Below are 17,485 nucleotides of genomic sequence, written 5' to 3'. Positions count from 1 at the left end.
CTGAGACCGACCGGTGACCTCACGCGAAGCGCGCGCTGAGGTCGGTGACCCGCCGAGCCCGGTCCGCGGTCTTCATCCGTCCGGCGCGCTCGAGCAGGCTCATCCCATGCAGGGCACCCCAGAAGACCTCGGTCGCGGTGTCCTCGCCGATGACGTCGGCGAGCACCGTGAAGGCGTCCCTGAGCTCGGGTTCGTTGTCCGCTTCGGCGAAGCGCGCGCCGATCGGCTCGGCGAACATCGCCTCGTAGACGGCAGGGTGCGCGTCGGCGAAATCGAGGTAGGCGTGGGCGAGCGCCTCGACGACCCCACGCGAATCGGGTCTAGCTTCAGCGCCCGCCGTCTCGATCGCCGCCTGACACCGCTGCCGCAGGTCGGTGAACCCGTCGAGGGCGACGGTGCGCATGATCTCGGCCTTGCCTCCCGGGAAGTGACCGTAGAGGACCGGCTGAGAGTAGCCGATCGCCTCGGCGAGGCGCCGGGTCGTCACCGCCGACCAGCCTGCGGAATCCGCGCTGGTGCGGGCGGCCGCGAGGATCGCGGCACGCCGCTCGTCGAGTCGTGTCTGTCTGTCCGTCACCGCCAGCCTCCCTCGATTCCCTTGCGCAACTGTCCGTCGCGTCCTACTCTAGCAATGATAGATTTCCTAGCATTGCTAGATTGTGAGCATGGCTCGATCGAAGGTGCCGAAGAACACTCGAGGCAGCACACGAGCGCGAACCCGAACCAGCACACGCGATCACACCAGCACCAGCACACGTCACAGGAGGACCGCATCGTGGACGCCATTCTCGGAATCCTCGCGACGACGATCGTCGGCATCATGGTCGGCGTCGAGCTCGCCGTCGCCGTCGTCGTCAATCCGATAACCCTGCGCCTGCCCGCCGGCCCGTCGCTGACGGCCCGAGCCGACGGCGCACGCATGCTCGGGGCGGCGATGCCCGTGTGGTACCTCGTCTCCCTCGTGCTCACGGGCGCGTTCGCGGCGCTGACCTGGGGCTCGGCATCGGCGTGGACGGCCGCTCTCGCCGCCGTCCTCCTCGCCGGCAGCGTCATCATGTCTGTGGCCCTGCTCGTCCCGATCAACAACCGCACCCGGACGTGGAGCGCCGAGTCCCATCCCGCGGACTGGCGGGAGCAGATCGGGCGGTGGGACCGGCTCCACATCGTCCGCGTCGCCGTCATCGTCGCCGCCTTCGCCCTCCTCGCGTCGGCGGCGACCCTGCTCTGATCGGCGCTGAAGGCTCTGACCGGCACTCCGGCGCCGAAGCGCCCGCGCCTCAGAGTGCGGGTTCCACCTCGGCGTCGTTCAGCGTCGCAATGTCGATGACGGCGCGGAAGTAGACCTCACCGGCGACGACCCGGTCGTAGGTCGAATCCGCCTCGGTGATGCCGATCGTCTCGATCTGGGCGGCGATGCCGTGCTCGGCACAGAAGTCGAGCATCTCCTGGGTCTCAGCGATGCCGCCGATGTTCGACCCGGCGAGCACCTTGCCGCCGCCGATGAGCGAACCGAACGAGAGCTCCTGCTTCTCCGGCGGGAGGCCGACGACGGCCATGACCCCGCGCGGAGCGAGGAGCCGCAGGTACTTATCGACGGGGATGTCCGCGCTGATCGTGTTGAGGATGAGGTCGAACTCGCCGCGGTGGTCGGAAAAGAAGTCCTCCTCCGCTGTCGAGAGCATCCGCGTGGCCCCGAGGTCGATCGCGAGCTGCTCCTTCTTGAGGCTGCGGGAGAGCACGGTGACCTCGGCGCCCATCGCCGCGGCGATCTGCACACCCATGTGCCCGAGTCCGCCGAGCCCGAGGACCGCGACCTTCCTCGGCGCCCCGTCCTTGAGCTCGCCGGCACCCCAGCGGTGAAGCGGCGAGTAGGTCGTGATGCCCGCGCACAGCAGCGGGGCGGCGACGTCGAAGTCGAGGCCGTCGGGGATGCGGAGGACGAAGCGCTCGTTGACGACGACCTTCTCCGCGTAGCCGCCCTGCGTGATCGTGCCGTCGACGTCGGTCGAGTTGTACGTGCCGACATTGCCGCGCAGGCAGTTCTGTTCCTGATCGGCGAGGCATTCGGCGCATTCGCCGCACGAGTTGACGAGGCAACCCACGCCGACGCGGTCGCCGACCTTCCACTCGGTGACCTCGGATCCGACAGCGGAGACGACGCCGGCGATCTCATGGCCGACGGTGAGCGGGAAGCTCGCCTCGCCCCATTCGTTGCGGATCGTGTGGATGTCGCTGTGGCAGATGCCCGCGGCCTTGATGTCGATGACGACATCGTCGGGGCGCGGGTCGCGGCGGTCGATCTCGGCGACGCGGAACGGCTGATCAGGTCCGGTCTTCTGCAGTGCCTTGACGGTGATCGACATGGGTTCCTCCAGTGCTCGAGACAGGGATGAGTGCGGACTCCGCACACACTACATCCTGCCGCTGACATGTCCCCCCTGCGTCAAGGCCCGTGTCCCTACTTCGCCGCCGCCCGTTCCCCGATCGTGAGGTCGAGGGGGAAATCGACGGGGGCACCGGAGAAGAGGAGCCTGCCCGCCGAGGCGGCCGCCTCCCGGATCGCGTCCGCTGTGGCGTCCGCGTGCGCCTCCGGGGCATGGACGATGACCTCGTCGTGGAGGAAGAAGACGAGGTGGGCGCGCCGCGAGAAGGCCGGACCCGAGGCGGTCGCGGGCGAATCGTCGATCTCCGGCAGTGCGGCCAGGCGCTGCCGGAGGTCGGCCAGCCACGCGAGCGCCCATTCAGCCGCGGTGCCCTGGACGACGAAGTTGCGGGTGAAGCGCCCCTGGTCGCCGGCGGCCCGGCGCGCGCGGTTCTCATCGGCGGTGGTCGCATCGACCTGGTCAGCCCGGGACTGGACCCGGCGCCAGCCTTCACCGGGCTCCGGGGAGGTCCGCCCGAGCCACGTCGTCACCACTCCCCCGGTCCGTCCCGCCTCGGCGGCGGAGTCGACGAGATGCATCGCCGCGGGGAAGGACTGGCGCAGTCGGGGCACGAGGCGCCCGGCTTCCCCGGTCGTCGACCCGTACATTGCGCCGAGGACGGCGATCTTCGCCTCCTGCCGCGTGGCGACGATGCCCTCGTCGACGAGACCGGAGTAGAGGTCGCGGCCGGACCCGGCCTCGGCCATCGCCCGGTCGCCGGACATCGCGGCGAGCGCCCGGGGTTCGAGCTGGGCGACGTCGGCGGAGATGAGCCGCCACCCGGGATCGGCGCGCAGGGCAGGGCGCAGCTGGCGCGGGATCTGCAGTGCCCCGCCGCCGCTCGCCGCCCACCGGCCGGTGACGACGCCGCCGGGGACGTAGACGGGACGGTAGCGGCCCTCGGCCACCCACTCGGCGAGCCAGTGCCAGCCGTTGGCCGAGAGCAGCCGTGCCATCCGCTTGTAGCGGAGCAGCGGTTCGATCGCCGGGTGGTCGGATTCGGCGAGCTCCCACTTCGCCGTCGAGGACACGTTGATTCCGGCGTTGCGCAGGGCGGTGAGCAGTCGGGTCGGGGAGTCAAGACTCACCCGCGAGTCGTCGAGGGCGGTGCGGACCTCCTCGGCGGCGGCGAGCATCTTCGAAGGCTTCGCCCCGGCGGCGGGCCTCGGACCGAGGAGGTCCTCGAGGATCCGCTCGTGCTCGGTCACGTCCCAGGGCACGCCGGCCGCGTGCATCTCCGCGGCGACGAGGCCGCCCGCGGACTCCGCGGCGAGGAGGAGCCGCAGCCGCCCTGGGTCGGTCGCCGTCTCGAGCGCCGCCTGCTGGCGGGCGAATTCGGTGAGCGCGGCGTCGATGCCGTGCGGGACCTCCTTCGGGCGTCCGCGACCTCCCGCGACGTCGAAGAGGGTCTCGGCCTGTCCGACGGCGGGTGCCGTGGCGGGCCCCGCGTCCCATTCGTCTGCCGCGGTGAGTGCCGAGCGGTCGGTGACGAGGGAGGATCGGGCGAGGATCGCATGGGCGAGCCGGAGGTCATGGGCGCGGTCGATGCGCACCCCTGCCGCGAGGAGCGCCGGATACCACTTCGGGGTGTCGCTGACGACCCACCTCGGCGGTGGCGTCGACCGTCCGTCTGACAAGGAGGCCGCCCCCTCGGGGGCTCCCGACCCAGCACCGCCCTCACGGTCGCGGACGAGGTCGGGCAGGGCCGCCTCGGCGAGGGTCGTCCTCCCGATCTCCTCACCGTCCGGTCCGAGGTCGACGACCGTGACCCGGTGGTCGCGCATCATGGGCGCGTCCGCCTCCGATTCCGCGCGCCCGAGCACCATCCACGCGGGAGTCGGCGCGGTCTCGGAGGGCATGGACCCACCCTACTGCGCGGCCCTGACGCGGCGAGCCCGTTTCAGGCTGGCGGGAGGAGCACCGCGGTCCCCGAGGTGCCAGAGACGATGATGAGGCCGAACTCGATCCGCAGCTCCGAGTACCCCAGCGGCCACTCACCGACCTCGGCACCCGTCTCGTCGAGGAGGACGAGGCCGTCGGGTCCCCGGTCGAAGAGGAGCAGCGAGCCGTCGGCGCTCACTCCCAGGAGTCCGATGATGCTGCCCGGAAGGTCCTCGATCTCACCGGTCTGCGTGAAGTCGCGCTGCCGTTCGTCCTGGAAGAGGGCGGGCGTCCCCGCGGCGCTCACGCCGACGACGGTGCCTGCCTTCCGATGGTCGGCGATGGGGAGGGTCACCCCGTCGCGGGGAGACGGGACGAACGGGTACTGCGAGACGCCCTTCGTCCGGTCGATCTCGTTGCCGCGCAGGTCGAAGTACGCGTACTCGGGGTCGGTCTCCTGGACGATCTCCACATATCCGTCGCTTGCCCACGTGATCTCTGAGGCGTCGGGCACCGGCTTCGAGAGGACGTTCTCCCCGGCCGCCATGTCGATGACCGACACCCGGTTCACCGACACCTGGGGGACGCCGAGGTGATCGTCGCCGAGCACGGTCACCTCGGCACCCGAGGCGATGGGCTGGCGCCACGCCTCTTCGCCGCGCTCCCCGCTGGTTCCCAGCTCGAGGCCGACGACGTCGTTGCTGTCCGTCTGGACGACGACGCCGGAACCCGCCCAGGCCAGCGGGCGGACGCTCGAGACCGCGGCCCCCAATCCGAGTGCCTGCCGTTCGGTTCCCGTCGCCGGGTCGTAGAGGCTCCAGGCTCGCTTCGCGCTCAGCCACTGCGTCCCGACGACGACACTCGCCGAGGCGGCGGCCGGGACCGTCGACTCCGGATTCTCCGGCAGCAGAGCTCCCCGCCCGCAGGTCGCATCGTCGATCTCCCAGAGGATCCCCCCGCCGCGCAGCTGTCTGCCCATCACCGTCGCGCCACCGCCGATGCCTCGTTCGACTTCGACGACCACATCGTCGGTCACGGCGCAGACCTCGTTCGGCGTCGCGTACTGGTCAACGAACCCGGCCGCGTACGCATCGTCGAGCCACGTGCCCGCATCGCCGTGCGGGGTCAGCTGCAGATCCGCCTCCGGGGGCAGGTCCGGATCATTCGGATCGGGAGTGCAGGCGGAGAGCACGACGAGTGCGACGGCAAGCGCGGTGATCGTGCGGAAGGCGTGACGGCTCGAGGACATGGAAGCGAATCTATCCCCGAATCCGCCCTCAGAGCTTCCGGCGCTGTTCCGATTCCGGCACAGAGCGGGTTCCGGCACAGGTCCGGGTCCGGAACAGCGCTGCTTCCGGCGCAGCCTCACCCGAGTGCGAGGGCGAGCGCGAACCCGAGTGCGGCGACGACGCTGGCCCAGCACCGGATGAGGTTCCAGCGGTTCCACCTCGCCTCGAAGCCCGTGCGCGCAGCCGCGCAGTCAGCGGCGGTCTCGATCCTCGCTCGGACGAGTCGGGTGTTGAGCGGGACGTTGACCGTCATCGTGATGATGAGGGAGCCCAGCGACCCGGCAGCCCCGACCCAGAGGAGCGGCACGGTGCCCGTTTCGACCGAGCCGACCACCGCGGCGGCGAGCGCCGTGAGCGGGGCCCCGAAGAAGACGACGAGGAACGAGGGCCGGAGGATCGCCTCGTTGACGGCGCGGAATCCGCGGACGAACTCCTCGTCGCTCAGCCGGCGGTAGGCCGGGGAGACCGCGCAGACGAACGCGAAGAGGAGTCCCGCGAGGAGTCCGTTGAGGACGACCGCCGAGGCGGCGAGCAGTGCCGTGGTCATGACCGTTCCCCTGCCCCGGGATCCGTCCCGCCCGCGCCGAGGAGTCCCGCGATCGTCTCCTCGATCGTCGTCGTCACCGTGACCGACCGGTCCCCGCGCGGGGCGAGGAGTCCCGCCTCGTCGGCGCGGTAGAGCTCGGCGAGGCTCTCGGCGACGTGCGGACGGAAGCCTGCCTCGGTCAGGGCACCCGCCCACGCGGGGGCGGGAACGAGGTCGACGGTGAGCTCACGGCCGAGACCGCGCCCGAGCACCTCGGCGACCTCCTGTTCGGACCGGGCGGGCCCGATGACGTCGACGGTCTCGCTCGTCTCCGGCGGCTCGAGCAGCGCCCGGGCCGCGGTCGCACCGAGGTCGCGGGTCGCGACCATGGGCACGGGCACCTCGGCGGAGGAGGCGAAGACGGGGTAGAGCCCGGTGGTCCGGGCGAGGTCGACCACGTCGGCGACCTTCTCCTGGAAGTGCCCCGAGCGCAGCGCGGTGAGCCTCGTACCGGTCGCCCGCAGCGCCTCCTCGAGGCGGTGGAGACCCGTGATCGGGCCCGTGCCCGTCGTCAGGTCTGCGCCTCCCGAGGAGAGCATGACGACGTGCGGCACGGCTGCCCGGGCCACGGCCGCGGCGATGGCGGCGATGAGCCGGTCGGCGTGGGCGTCGAGGTCGTCGGCGTCGAGGTCGAACGGGAGCAGGGTGAAGAACCCCGCGGCACCGCCGAGCGCAGCAGCCACACCCTCCTCGTCGTCGAGGGCGGTGACGACCGCCTCGGCGCCGGCCTCCTCCCAGCGCTTCGCGTCGGTGTCCTGGCGGATGAGGACGCGGACCTCGGCCCCTGCCGCGAGCAGGGCCCTCGCGGTGGCCGATCCGACGCGTCCCGTTGCTCCTGCGATGACGTACATGGTCTCTCCCCTTCTGCTCTGTGGCTGCTCCGTGGCTGCTCGTCCGCTCTGCGAACCGTTCAGCCTGCACCTCTGACGCTACTGAGCACCTCTCGGTCGATCCATGCCCGAACGACCGCACTTCTTGCTCGATCGTCCGAGAACCGCAGACGATCGGTGGGATCGTGTGCGACGATGCGGTCATGGCGACAGGCCCCAGCAGAATGGACACAGTCCCCCGGAGCACCGGCACCGTGCCCACGCCGGGAGGTGCGGACGACCGGCTCGCGCGCGTGCTCGCGAACCTGCGGATGCGGTCGACGTTCTACTGCCATGCCGAGTTCGGGGACCCGTGGTCGCTCGAGATGCCCGCGATCCCCGATTCGCTGAGCTTCCACGTCCTCATCGCCGGCACATGCTGGCTCCGTCTGCCGGGGGCAGGCTCCAACGGATCCACCCTCGTCGAACTCGCCGCCGGTGATCTCGCCCTTGTCCCGCACGGGGCCGGCCATGACCTCCTCAGCGACCCCGATTCCCCGCGCGGACCCCGCGTCGACCTGCTCCCCCAGGACTACCTCAGTGAGAGCTACTCCCGCCTGCGCTACGGCGGACCGGGGAGGACCACGACGCTCATCTGCGGGGTCGTCGCCTTCGACGATCCGGCCGCACGCGAACTCATGCGGGCCCTTCCGCCCGTCCTCCACGTCGGCGGGGACTCGGCCGCCGTCGCCTCCTCGGTGCGCGAGACCCTGCGACTCATCGCTGCCGAACTCGCCCACCCGCAGCCGGGCGCGGAGACCGTGGCGACCCGGCTCGCCGACGTCCTCGTCGTCCAGGCGATCCGCTCGTGGATGAACTCCGACGCCGAGGCGAGCGCCGGGTGGCTGCGCTCCCTCCAGGACGAGCGCATCGGCCGGGTCATCGAGGCCATCCATGCATGCCCGGGCCACGAGTGGACGCTCGAGCGGCTCGCCAGGGTCGCCGGGATGTCCCGGTCGTCGCTGTCAGCGCGGTTCGCCGAGCTCGTCGGCGAGGCCCCGATCGCCTACCTCACCCGCTGGCGGATGAGCATCGCCGAGTCCCGCCTGCGCGAGACCGACGTCACCGCGGCCCGCCTCGCCGGAGAGCTCGGCTACCGTTCGGAGGCCGCGTTCAGCCGCGCCTTCACCCGCGCGAACGGCCGCACCCCCGGTTCCGTGCGGAGGGAGAGCGCTGCGCACAGGCGGAGCGCTGAGCAGAACGCGAGGCCCCGGTGACCTGAGCCGAGCGCCCGGTGACCTGAGCCGCAGAACCGCAGCCGAATGACCCGAACCGCTGCGAATTCACCGAATCGTAGCATTTGCGCAGGCCGGAGCGGTGCGAAGATGCAGGCATGGACACTTCGCAGCAACGACCCACTGCGAGTCACCGCAGCCGACTGATCCTCGGCGCGAGCCTCGCCTTCGTCATCGGCGCGACGATCATGATCCTCCTCCACGAGACCGGTCACGCGGTCATGGGTGCCCTGCTCGGCTACCACCCGCAGCAGCTGCCGTTCGGAGTCGACTACACCCCGGCGCCGCCGCCGGAGCCCCACGTCCTCACCCTCCTCGCCGGCCCCGTCTTCAGCTTCGTCACCGGTGTCATCGGGGTCATCGTCGATCGCGCACTGACACCGTTCCGGAACCGTCCGTTCTGGCGTCTCGTGTGGCTGTGGACGATCTTCACGAGCATCCAGGAGGGTCTCGGCTACCTCCAGGTCACCGCCCTCATGCCCGCCGGCGACACCGCGCAGGCCTTCACCCTGCTCGGTCTGCCTCCCGGCGCCTTCATCGCCGCCACGGTCATCGGCTGGCTGGGCCTGCCGCTCACGGCGTGGGCGTTCGCCGCCCCGATCCGCGAGCTCGCCGCCAGCGACCGTGATCGCACGGCGATGGCCGTGTGGGCGTGGCTGCTCGGCACCGGCGTGCTGCTCGCCCTCATGGCGCTCTACGTCGTCCTCAGCCCCATCGACGACTCCGGCGCCGTCACCGCGGTCCTCGCCGGGGCCGCGGCGATCGGCGTGTTCGCGCCGGTGTCGATGATGTTCCGTCCCGGGGCCGGTGCGGAGACCGCCCCGCAGTTCCGGTGGCCCCACCTCGGCGGGTTCGTCCTCCTCGCGGTCCTCGTCGCCGTCAACCTCGTTCTCACCCGCGGGTGGTTCTGGCCCTGATTCGGCCGGCACTGATCCCGGCGGCCCGGACCGTGTGCCCCTGGCCCGGGTGATCCGGACACGCGAAGAGCCCCTCACCGGAATCCCGATGAGGGGCTCTCGTCCGCTGGTGCGCGAGGGGGGACTTGAACCCCCACGACCTTGCGATCACTGGCACCTGAAGCCAGCGCGTCTACCAATTCCGCCACTCGCGCGAACAAGAGAAGACTCTATCATCGCGGGCGACCGATCCGGAAACCCGCAGAGGCTCGGAACGGGCCGAACGTGGCGACCTTCACATTTCACTCCCTCCGTGAGACCCCACAGGAGCCCGGCCCGACCCCTGCATTCCGCGCACCGGCGGGTGAGCGCGGGTCCCTGTGACCTCCTCGGCGGGCGTCGCATCCTTCCTCATCGACCGATCAGTCACCTCGGTGCTCTCAGGTGCCGTCCCGCCCGTCCTGCCAGGCTGAACGCACACGGTGAATCCTCGCCGAGGTGGGTCCCTCTCGCGCTTCGAACGTGAGTTGAGGCCGCCTCCGCGTTAGGATTGGGTGTTGGTGTACCCGAAACGGCGCCCGCCGTCGGAGCAGGGCACGCCCGTACAGAAGCGCAGGACAGACCATGTGCCCGGGTTCGACCGCGAACCCGACCACGACAACGACGGACTTGGACTTGAGGAGGTGCCATGGGGATTCTCGATCGCTTCGAGAGGGGACTGGAGAACGTCGTCAACGGCGCCTTCGCGAAGGCCTTCCGCTCGCAGGTCGAACCCGTCGAACTCGGCGGAGCACTGCGCCGCGAGGCCGACAACAAGGCCGCCGTCGTCTCCCGCGGCCGCACACTCACGGCCAACCACTACACGATCGAACTCTCGCCCGCCGACTTCGAGCGCCTCTCCGGCATCGAGACCGAGCTGCGCGCCGACCTGCGCCAGGTCATCGGCGATCACGCGATCGAGCAGGCCTACAGCTTCGTCGGACCCGTCTCCGTCGACTTCGTCGAGGCCGACGACCTCGACACCGGAATGTACCGCGTCGTCTCCTCGACGCAGCGCCCCGACGGCTCCCCGGCCGCGCAGCCGGCCAACCGCGGCGGCTACGACCCGGCCTCCCGGTCCCACAGCATCGTCGAACCCGCGCCGAGCTCCGGCCCGCGCCCCGTCGCCCAGCGGCACCGCACTCCCGAGCCGGCACGCTCCTCGACGCCGATCCGCCCGGCCGCTCCGGCCCGGTCGCGGACCATCGAGGCGAGTGTGACGATCGACGGGCGGACGTACCCGCTGCGCCAGGGGGCGAACGTCTTCGGCCGCTCGTCGAACAGCTCGGACTTCGTCATCGACGATCCCGGCGTCTCCCGGCGCCACTTCGAGATCGTCGTCGAGGGCGACCACGCCGTGGCCAACGACCTCGGCTCGACCAACGGCACGCTGCTCCACGGACGCAAACTCACCTCGGCCAACCTCACCAACGGTGACGTGCTCACGGCGGGAGACGCCGAGGTGCGCTACACCGAACAGGACTCTCTGTGAGCGAATTCACCGTCACCGTCTTCCGGTTCGCCTTCTTCGTCATCCTCTGGCTCTTCGTCTTCGGGGTGGCGGGCGTGCTGCGACGGGACATCTTCGGAGCCAAGCGCGGCACACACAAGCCCCGAAAGGCCAAGAACTCGCAGGACTCCGCGCGGCAGTCGGCCCCTGCCCCGAGCCGGCCCGCCCCGCAGCCGCGACCGACCCCCGCTCCGCCGCGGGCCAACCCCGGCTCGATCCGGGTCACCGCGGGACCGCTCGCCGGCACCTCGCTCATCCTCTCCGGCGCACCGGTGACCTTCGGCCGCGCCCCTGACAACACGATCGTCATAGGCGACGACTTCGCTTCGAGCCATCACGCCCGCATCATCGCCCGGGGCGGCGCATGGGTGCTCGAGGACCTCAGCTCGACGAACGGCACCTTCGTCGACGGCTCGAAGATCACCGCGCCCTTCGATCTCGGCATCGGCAACCAGATCACCATCGGCCATACGACGTTGGAGACCCAATCGTGACGACCGACGGAACGATCACCCTCCGCTCCGCCGCTCGGTCGCACACCGGGCTCGTGCGCAAGAACAACCAGGACTCCGGCTACGCGGGTCCGAACTTCCTCCTCATTGCGGACGGAATGGGCGGTCACGCCGGCGGCGACGTCGCCTCGGCGATCACCGTGGCCCGGCTCGCCGAACTCGACGACGGCGTCGCCGGCGACGACGCCCTCGAACTCCTGCGCGCCTCGATCCTCGACGCCAACGACCGCATCTGCCGCGGCGTCGCCGAACAGCCGGAGCTCGCGGGGATGGGCACGACCGTCACCGCGCTCCTGCGGGCGCCCGGCAACCGGTTCGCGCTGGCCCACATCGGCGATTCGCGCGGCTACGTCTACCGCGACGGCGAACTCCACCCCGTCACCCACGACCACACGTTCGTCCAGATGCTCGTCGACGAAGGCCGCATCACCGCCGACGAAGCCGACACCCACCCGCAGCGCTCCGTGGTCATGAAGGTCCTCGGCGACGTCGGCACCTCCCCCGACCTCGACCTCTCCCTGCGCGAGGCCTACGTCGGCGACCGCTGGCTGCTCTGCTCCGACGGGCTCACCGGGTTCGCCGACCTCGGCGACATCACCCGTGTCCTCGCCGAGGTGGCCGACCCCGACGAGGCGTGCCGTCAGCTCATCGACCTCGCCCTCGCCGGCGGGGGCGCCGACAACGTCACCGTCGTCATCGGCGATGTCATCGAGGGCAGCGTCGACGTCCCGCAGGGCATCGCGGTCGGCTCCGTCCACGTCAACCCCCAGTATGCGACGATCGGCACCCGCCCCGAGGGCGAGGCCACCACCGCCCAGCACGACTTCGGCGGCGGCGACGTCCCCACCGACACCGTTCCCCTGCAGACCGTCACCGACGCCTCCGGCCCCGGTGAGACCGGTCAGGAGCCCACCGCCGAGGTGCCCGCCGGGTCCGTGCGCACCGCCGTCGACACCGAGACCGAGACGAGCGAAGGAGATGACCTCGACGGCGACGACGAGGGTGAGAAACGCTCGTACCTCGGATGGATCATCGCCGGCATCGTCATCATCGCCCTCGCCGTCGGCGGCTTCTTCGCGTACAACTACATCAGCAACCACTACTACCTGACGAACGACGGCGGCCGCGTCACCCTCTACCGGGGCCTCGACACGACGCTCGGTCCCATCGCACTCAGCCGCCTCGAGGACACGACCGACATCCAGGTCGAAGCGCTCAACACGTTCTCCCAGGACCGCCTGCGCGGATCGATCCAGGCCGATTCGCGGGAGGAGGCCGACCGGATCATCGACAACCTCCGCCAGGAGGCCGCGAACTCCGGCACCGTCTCCGGCAACGCCGAGGATGCGACGAACCCGAGCGACCCTGCGCCCTCTCCGCCGGACGGACAGAGCGCGGAGCCCAGCGACGCGATCACCCAGGAGTCGCAGTGACCTCGGACTCCGTCTCCCAGGCAGCCCGGCCCAGGCCCTACCGCCTGGCCGAGCTCGGTCTGCTCATCCTCGCGATCGCCGCCTCGTCGAGCGCCTACGCGCTCGTCGGCCTCGGCGTCGACGACGAGGTCCCCACCGACATCTACCAGTACATGGCGTGGCTGGCGGCCCTGGCCGTCATCCTCCACGTCGTCGTGTGGTGGAAGGCGAAGTACGCCGACCCCGTCCTCGTCCCCATCGCCGTCCTCCTCAACGGACTCGGACTCGCGATGATCCATCGGGTCGACCTCGGCCGCAGCGAGTTCCTCGACAGCGCCACCCAGCAGCTCATCTGGATGACCCTCGGAGTGGGCCTGGCCGTGGCCGTCCTCGTCCTCCTCCGCGACCACCGCTGGCTGCGCCGATACACGTACGTCTCCGGCTTCCTCGCACTCTTCTTCCTCCTCCTCCCCCTGGTCCCGGGACTCGGACGGACGATCAACGGCGCACGGATCTGGATCGGCATCGGGCCGCTGTCGTTCCAGCCCGGAGAGATCGCGAAGATCCTCCTGGCGATCTTCTTCGCCGGCTACCTCGTGAGCTTCCGCGACCAGCTCGTCCTCGCGGGACCGAAGATCCTCGGCATCCGCTTCCCGCGCCTGCGCGACTTCGGCCCGATCATCATCGCCTGGGTCGCCAGCGTCGGCATCCTCGTCTTCGAGCGCGACCTCGGCACCTCGCTGCTCTTCTTCGGCCTCTTCGTCGCCATGCTCTACGTCGCGACGTCGAAGGTCTCGTGGATCATCCTCGGCCTCGGCTTCTTCGCCGCCGGCGCCGTCATCGCCACCCTCCTCTTCTCCCACGTCCAGCAGCGCATCGACGGCTGGCTGGGCGCACTCACCCCGGAGGAGTTCAACAAGACCCCCGGCGGCTCCTACCAGCTCGTCCAAGGGCTCTTCGGGATGGCCAACGGCGGCCTCGTCGGCACCGGGCTCGGCGAAGGACGACCGAACATGGTCCCCTACGCGGAATCCGACTTCATCTACGCGAGCTTCGGCGAGGAGCTCGGCATGGCCGGTCTCTTCGTCATCCTGCTCTGCTACCTCCTCATCTTCGAACGCGGCATCCGGACCGCGCAGAAGCTGCGGGACGGCTTCGGCACCCTGCTCGCCACGGGACTGGCCTTCACGATCGCCCTCCAGGTCTTCGTCGTCGTCGGCGGTGTCACCCGCCTCATCCCGCTCACGGGCCTGACCACGCCGTTCCTCGCCCAGGGCGGATCCTCACTGGTGGCGAACTGGGTGATCATCGCCCTCCTGCTCCGGATGTCCGACAACGCCCGCCGCCCGGTCGAGGAGTTTCACACCGGCGTCCTCCGGATCACCGAGGACCCCGACGCCCCGCCTCGGCGGAGGAAGAAGGCGGACGAGGGACCGGAGGACCCCGCCGACAACAGCCCTGTCGGCAACGGCCCTGCCGACAACAGCCCCACTGACAACGGCCCCGCCGACGAAGCCGTGACGACGAACCTCAGCACCCGCGAGCGCACCCAGGGAGGTGAACGATGAAGAAGTCACTCACACACCTCGGCGTCGTCGGATTCGTCATGTTCGCCCTGCTCTTCGCGTCGACGAGCTGGGTGCAGTTCATCACGGCGGAGTCGCTCAACACCAACCCGCTCAACACGCGGCAGATCCTCGACCAGCTCTCCCGCGACCGGGGACCGATCCTCGTCGACGGCACCCCCATCGCGTACTCGGAACCCGTCGACGACAAGTACAAGTTCCAGCGCAAGTACGGCTCCGACGGGCTCGACCCGCGCGCCTACGCGGCGGTCACCGGCTACTACTCGATCGTCTCCGGGGCCTCCGGCATGGAGCGCGCGGCCGGAGAGTACCTCTCCGGCGAGTCCGATGCCCTCTTCTACGACAAGGTCGGCAGCATCTTCACCGGCGAGCAGCCCCGCGGTGCGGCCGTCGAGCTCACCATCGACCCCAAGGTCCAGGAAGCCGCGTGGAACGGCCTCGGGAACCAGACCGGCGCCGCCGTGGCCCTCGACCCGAAGACCGGCAAGATCCTCGCGATGGCCTCGACCCCGGGGTGGAATCCCAACCCGATAGCCAGCCACGACCCCAAGAAGGCCAGGGCCGCGTTCGAGAAGCTCGACAACGCCCCCGACAACCCCGCCTTCAACCGCGCGATCGGCGGCAACCTCTACCCGCCCGGATCGACCTTCAAGGTCCTCGTCGCCGCTGCCGCCCTCGAGTCCGGGGACTACACCCCCGATTCGAAACTCAACGGCCCCGCGACCCTCGATCTGCCGCAGACGACGGCGACGATCAGCAACTCGCACGCCGGTGCATGCCGCGGCGGTGGGCGACCCACGCTCGCGCAGTCGCTCGCCGAATCGTGCAACACCTCGTTCGCCTCGCTCGGCATGGACCTCGGTGAGGACACGATCGCCGAGCAGGCGAGCAAGTTCGGCTTCGGCAAGGACCTCGAGATCCCGCTCAGCGTGACCCCCTCGACGTTCCCCTCCGACCTCAACCCGCCCCAGCTCGCGCAGTCCTCGCTCGGACAGTACGAGGTCCGGTCGACGCCGCTGCAGATGGCGATGATGACCGCAGGGATCGCGAACGGCGGATCGATGATGAAGCCCCAGCTCGTCAACCGCGTGCTCAACGCCGACACCCTCGAACCGATCACGGAGACCCGCCCCACCGAGCTCTCACGGCCGGTCTCCGGACAGACGGCGGACGAGCTGACGACGATGATGGAGGGCGTCGTCACCGACGGCACCGCCTCGGTGGCGAAGATCCCCGGCACCAAGGTCGCAGCGAAGACGGGCACCGCCCAGCATCAGCAGGGCGCGGCGCCCCACGCCTGGTTCATCTCCTTCGCCCCCGCCGACGATCCGAAGATCGCCGTCGCGGTCGTCGTCGAGAACGGCGGAAACGCGGGCAGTGAAGCATACGGAGCGACGGTCGCGGGACCGATCGCCAAGGACATGATGGAAGCGGTGGTCGACAAATGAGGCCGAGCGAAGGCACCCAGCTGGGCAACCGGTACACCCTGACCTCACGCATCGCCGTGGGCGGCATGGGCGAGGTCTGGAAGGGCGTCGACTCGGTGCTCGGCCGCGAGGTCGCGGCGAAGATCCTCAAGGAGGAGTACCTCTCGGACTCGACGTTCCTCGCCCGCTTCCGCGCCGAAGCGCAGAACATGGGCCGGGTCTCCGATCCCGGCATCGCCGGTGTCTACGACTACGGCGACGAGGACGGTTCGCCCTACCTCGTCATGGAGTACGTGCCCGGGGAGCCCCTGTCGACGATCATCGAACGCAGCGCCCCTCTCTCCGAAGAGGATACGCTGAGCATCGTCGCGCAGGCAGCACAGGCGCTCGGCGCCGCCCACAAGGCCGGCGTCGTCCACCGCGACATCAAACCGGGCAACATCCTCATGACCCCGGACTTCCGGGTGAAGATCACCGACTTCGGCATCGCCCGCGTCACCGACCAGGCGCCGCTGACGAAGACCGGCCAGGTCATGGGCACCGCCCAGTACCTCGCTCCCGAACAGGCCACCGGCAAGGGCTCGGGTCCCGGCTCCGACCTCTACGCGCTCGGCATCATCGCCTACGAGGCACTCGCGGGCCAGCGTCCCTTCACCGGCGACTCGCAGGTCTCGATCGCGATCGCCCAGGTCAACCAGCAGCATCCGCCGCTGCCGACGACCGTGTCCGAACCGGTCCGCCGCTTCGTCGACTCTCTGCTCGAGAAGAAGCCGGAGCGTCGTCCCGATGACGCGATGGCCGTGTCCAAGGCGGCCGGACTCATCGCCGCAGGCGACATCGCCGGGGCCGAAGCCGTCCTGCCGCAGATGCGTCACGGCAATGCCGCCTCCGAAGCGCTCACCCAGGTCTTCAACGACCCCGAGCCCGTGCCCTCGACGCAGGTGCTGCCTGCGACCTCGAGCAACGACGCCACCCGCGTCTACAGTGCCGACGGTCCGTCCGGGCCAAGCGGACCCGGCACGGGCTACGGTGCCGCGGTCGACCCCAACGATCCAGGCGGTCGGGACGACGAGGTCGACGATCGGAAGTCGAAGCGCGGGAAGATCCTCATCTGGGTCCTCGCGATCGCAGCCCTCATCGCCGTCGGCGCCCTCCTCTGGTTCTTCCTCGGGGGCCGCGGGGAGCCGACGCCGACTCCGAGCACGAGCGCTCCGACGACCTCGCAGGCCCCGCAGGAGATCGAGATCGACCGCAGCGACTACATCGGCCAGTCCGAGTCGTCGGCGACAGCGAACCTCGAACGCCTCGGCCTCCAGGTCGACACGGAGACGATCGATTCGAATCGCGCTGCGGGCACCGTCGCCGATGTCGGCGAGGCCGACGGCGGCGGGTACACCTTCACCGAGGGCGACACCGTCACCCTCTACATCTCGAGCGGTCCCGCCGAGGAGCCGGCACCCCGCCCGACGCGGACGTCCGGGTCCGACTCGGGGTCGGACTCCGGCTCGTCCTCCGGTTCCGATACGGGCTCGAACTCGGGCTCCGGGAGCGGGTCGAACTCGGGCTCGAACTCCGGGTCGAGCAGCGACTCGAACTCCGGTTCCGATTCGAACTCGGGCTCCGAGTCGGGGTCGGATTCGGGCTCAGAGTCGGGCGCGAACACGGACAGCGGCTCGTCCTCGGACTCGGAGTCGTCGACGGGCTCGAACGCGAACGCCACCACCGGCAGCGGTGCGAACGCCAACGGCAACTCGGGCCGGGGCGGCGGACAGGGCGGTACCACCGAGGCGAACGGGAACGAGGGTTGAGAACCGTTCGGA

General features: G+C 70.2%; 15 protein-coding genes and 1 tRNA gene. 9 read left to right on the top strand and 7 right to left on the bottom strand.

All coding sequences use genetic code 11. The features are described from left to right. Positions 1–19: 19 nt before the first annotated feature. The gene (locus tag AC0VYB_RS00290) at positions 20–577 is read right to left on the bottom strand and encodes a TetR/AcrR family transcriptional regulator (protein ID WP_131248223.1); all 558 of its coding nucleotides are present in this window, start codon (positions 575–577) and stop codon (positions 20–22) included. 198 nt (positions 578–775) lie between these two features. On the opposite strand from AC0VYB_RS00290, the gene AC0VYB_RS00285 reads away from it, so the two are divergent. After that, entirely contained in the window at positions 776–1,228 is a 453-nt protein-coding gene (locus tag AC0VYB_RS00285; protein WP_222064789.1) for an anthrone oxygenase family protein, read from the top strand. 49 nt (positions 1,229–1,277) lie between these two features. On the opposite strand, the gene AC0VYB_RS00280 is transcribed toward AC0VYB_RS00285, so the two are convergent. From AC0VYB_RS00280 to AC0VYB_RS00260, 5 genes are all read right to left on the bottom strand, one after another. After that, entirely contained in the window at positions 1,278–2,363 is a 1,086-nt protein-coding gene (locus tag AC0VYB_RS00280; RefSeq protein ID WP_131248224.1) for an NAD(P)-dependent alcohol dehydrogenase, read from the bottom strand. A 95-nt stretch (positions 2,364–2,458) separates the two neighbouring features. Beyond that, positions 2,459–4,282, bottom strand: coding sequence for a bifunctional 3'-5' exonuclease/DNA polymerase (locus AC0VYB_RS00275; RefSeq protein WP_197932192.1), 1,824 nt, complete (start codon positions 4,280–4,282; stop codon positions 2,459–2,461). 41 nt (positions 4,283–4,323) lie between these two features. Next, the gene (locus AC0VYB_RS00270) at positions 4,324–5,553 is read right to left on the bottom strand and encodes a hypothetical protein (RefSeq protein WP_095376624.1); all 1,230 of its coding nucleotides are present in this window, start codon (positions 5,551–5,553) and stop codon (positions 4,324–4,326) included. Between the two features lie 116 nt (positions 5,554–5,669). Then, positions 5,670–6,140, bottom strand: a complete 471-nt coding sequence (locus tag AC0VYB_RS00265) for an anthrone oxygenase family protein (RefSeq protein WP_009379810.1) — start codon at positions 6,138–6,140, stop codon at positions 5,670–5,672. Further along, complete coding sequence (locus AC0VYB_RS00260) at positions 6,137–7,030, bottom strand: NmrA family NAD(P)-binding protein (RefSeq protein WP_475384909.1); 894 nt, start codon at positions 7,028–7,030, stop codon at positions 6,137–6,139. Before AC0VYB_RS00260 ends, AC0VYB_RS00265 begins: the two co-directional genes overlap by 4 nt. Positions 7,031–7,233: 203 nt before the next feature. Between AC0VYB_RS00260 and AC0VYB_RS00255 the strand changes: the two genes are divergently transcribed. Both AC0VYB_RS00255 and AC0VYB_RS00250 read left to right on the top strand, forming a co-directional pair. Beyond that, positions 7,234–8,265, top strand: a complete 1,032-nt coding sequence (locus AC0VYB_RS00255; protein WP_009379812.1) for an AraC family transcriptional regulator — start codon at positions 7,234–7,236, stop codon at positions 8,263–8,265. Between the two features lie 116 nt (positions 8,266–8,381). Continuing rightward, positions 8,382–9,200 carry a zinc metalloprotease gene (locus tag AC0VYB_RS00250; protein WP_063248777.1) on the top strand — a complete coding sequence of 273 codons (819 nt, stop codon included), beginning with the start codon at positions 8,382–8,384 and terminating at the stop codon, positions 9,198–9,200. A gap of 107 nt (positions 9,201–9,307) precedes the next feature. Here AC0VYB_RS00250 and AC0VYB_RS00245 read toward each other — a convergent pair. Continuing rightward, positions 9,308–9,394, bottom strand: a tRNA-Leu gene (locus AC0VYB_RS00245). 473 nt (positions 9,395–9,867) lie between these two features. Here AC0VYB_RS00245 and AC0VYB_RS00240 point away from each other — a divergent pair. Genes AC0VYB_RS00240 through AC0VYB_RS00215 form a run of 6 tightly spaced genes read left to right on the top strand, consistent with a single transcriptional unit; the run spans position 9,868 to position 17,473 of the window. Continuing rightward, entirely contained in the window at positions 9,868–10,710 is an 843-nt protein-coding gene (locus AC0VYB_RS00240) for an FhaA domain-containing protein (RefSeq protein WP_009379815.1), read from the top strand. Beyond that, positions 10,707–11,222, top strand: a complete 516-nt coding sequence (locus AC0VYB_RS00235) for an FHA domain-containing protein FhaB/FipA (RefSeq protein WP_009379817.1) — start codon at positions 10,707–10,709, stop codon at positions 11,220–11,222. The genes AC0VYB_RS00240 and AC0VYB_RS00235 overlap by 4 nt, the downstream gene beginning before the upstream one ends. Beyond that, positions 11,219–12,673 (top strand): protein phosphatase 2C domain-containing protein, encoded by a 1,455-nt coding sequence (locus AC0VYB_RS00230; protein WP_009379819.1) that lies wholly within the window; start codon positions 11,219–11,221, stop codon positions 12,671–12,673. Before AC0VYB_RS00235 ends, AC0VYB_RS00230 begins: the two co-directional genes overlap by 4 nt. Beyond that, entirely contained in the window at positions 12,670–14,220 is a 1,551-nt protein-coding gene (locus tag AC0VYB_RS00225; protein WP_009379820.1) for an FtsW/RodA/SpoVE family cell cycle protein, read from the top strand. Before AC0VYB_RS00230 ends, AC0VYB_RS00225 begins: the two co-directional genes overlap by 4 nt. After that, positions 14,217–15,686, top strand: a complete 1,470-nt coding sequence (locus AC0VYB_RS00220) for a peptidoglycan D,D-transpeptidase FtsI family protein (RefSeq protein ID WP_475384908.1) — start codon at positions 14,217–14,219, stop codon at positions 15,684–15,686. Before AC0VYB_RS00225 ends, AC0VYB_RS00220 begins: the two co-directional genes overlap by 4 nt. After that, positions 15,683–17,473: a protein kinase domain-containing protein gene (locus AC0VYB_RS00215; protein ID WP_101624233.1), complete on the top strand. Its 1,791-nt coding sequence runs from the start codon at positions 15,683–15,685 to the stop codon at positions 17,471–17,473. Before AC0VYB_RS00220 ends, AC0VYB_RS00215 begins: the two co-directional genes overlap by 4 nt. The last annotated feature ends 12 nt before the right edge of the window (positions 17,474–17,485 follow it).

The organism is Brevibacterium sp. Z349TD_9 (assembly GCF_056173565.1).
Note: the sequence above shows the minus strand (reverse complement) of the source record. Positions and strands in the feature narration are given on the sequence as shown.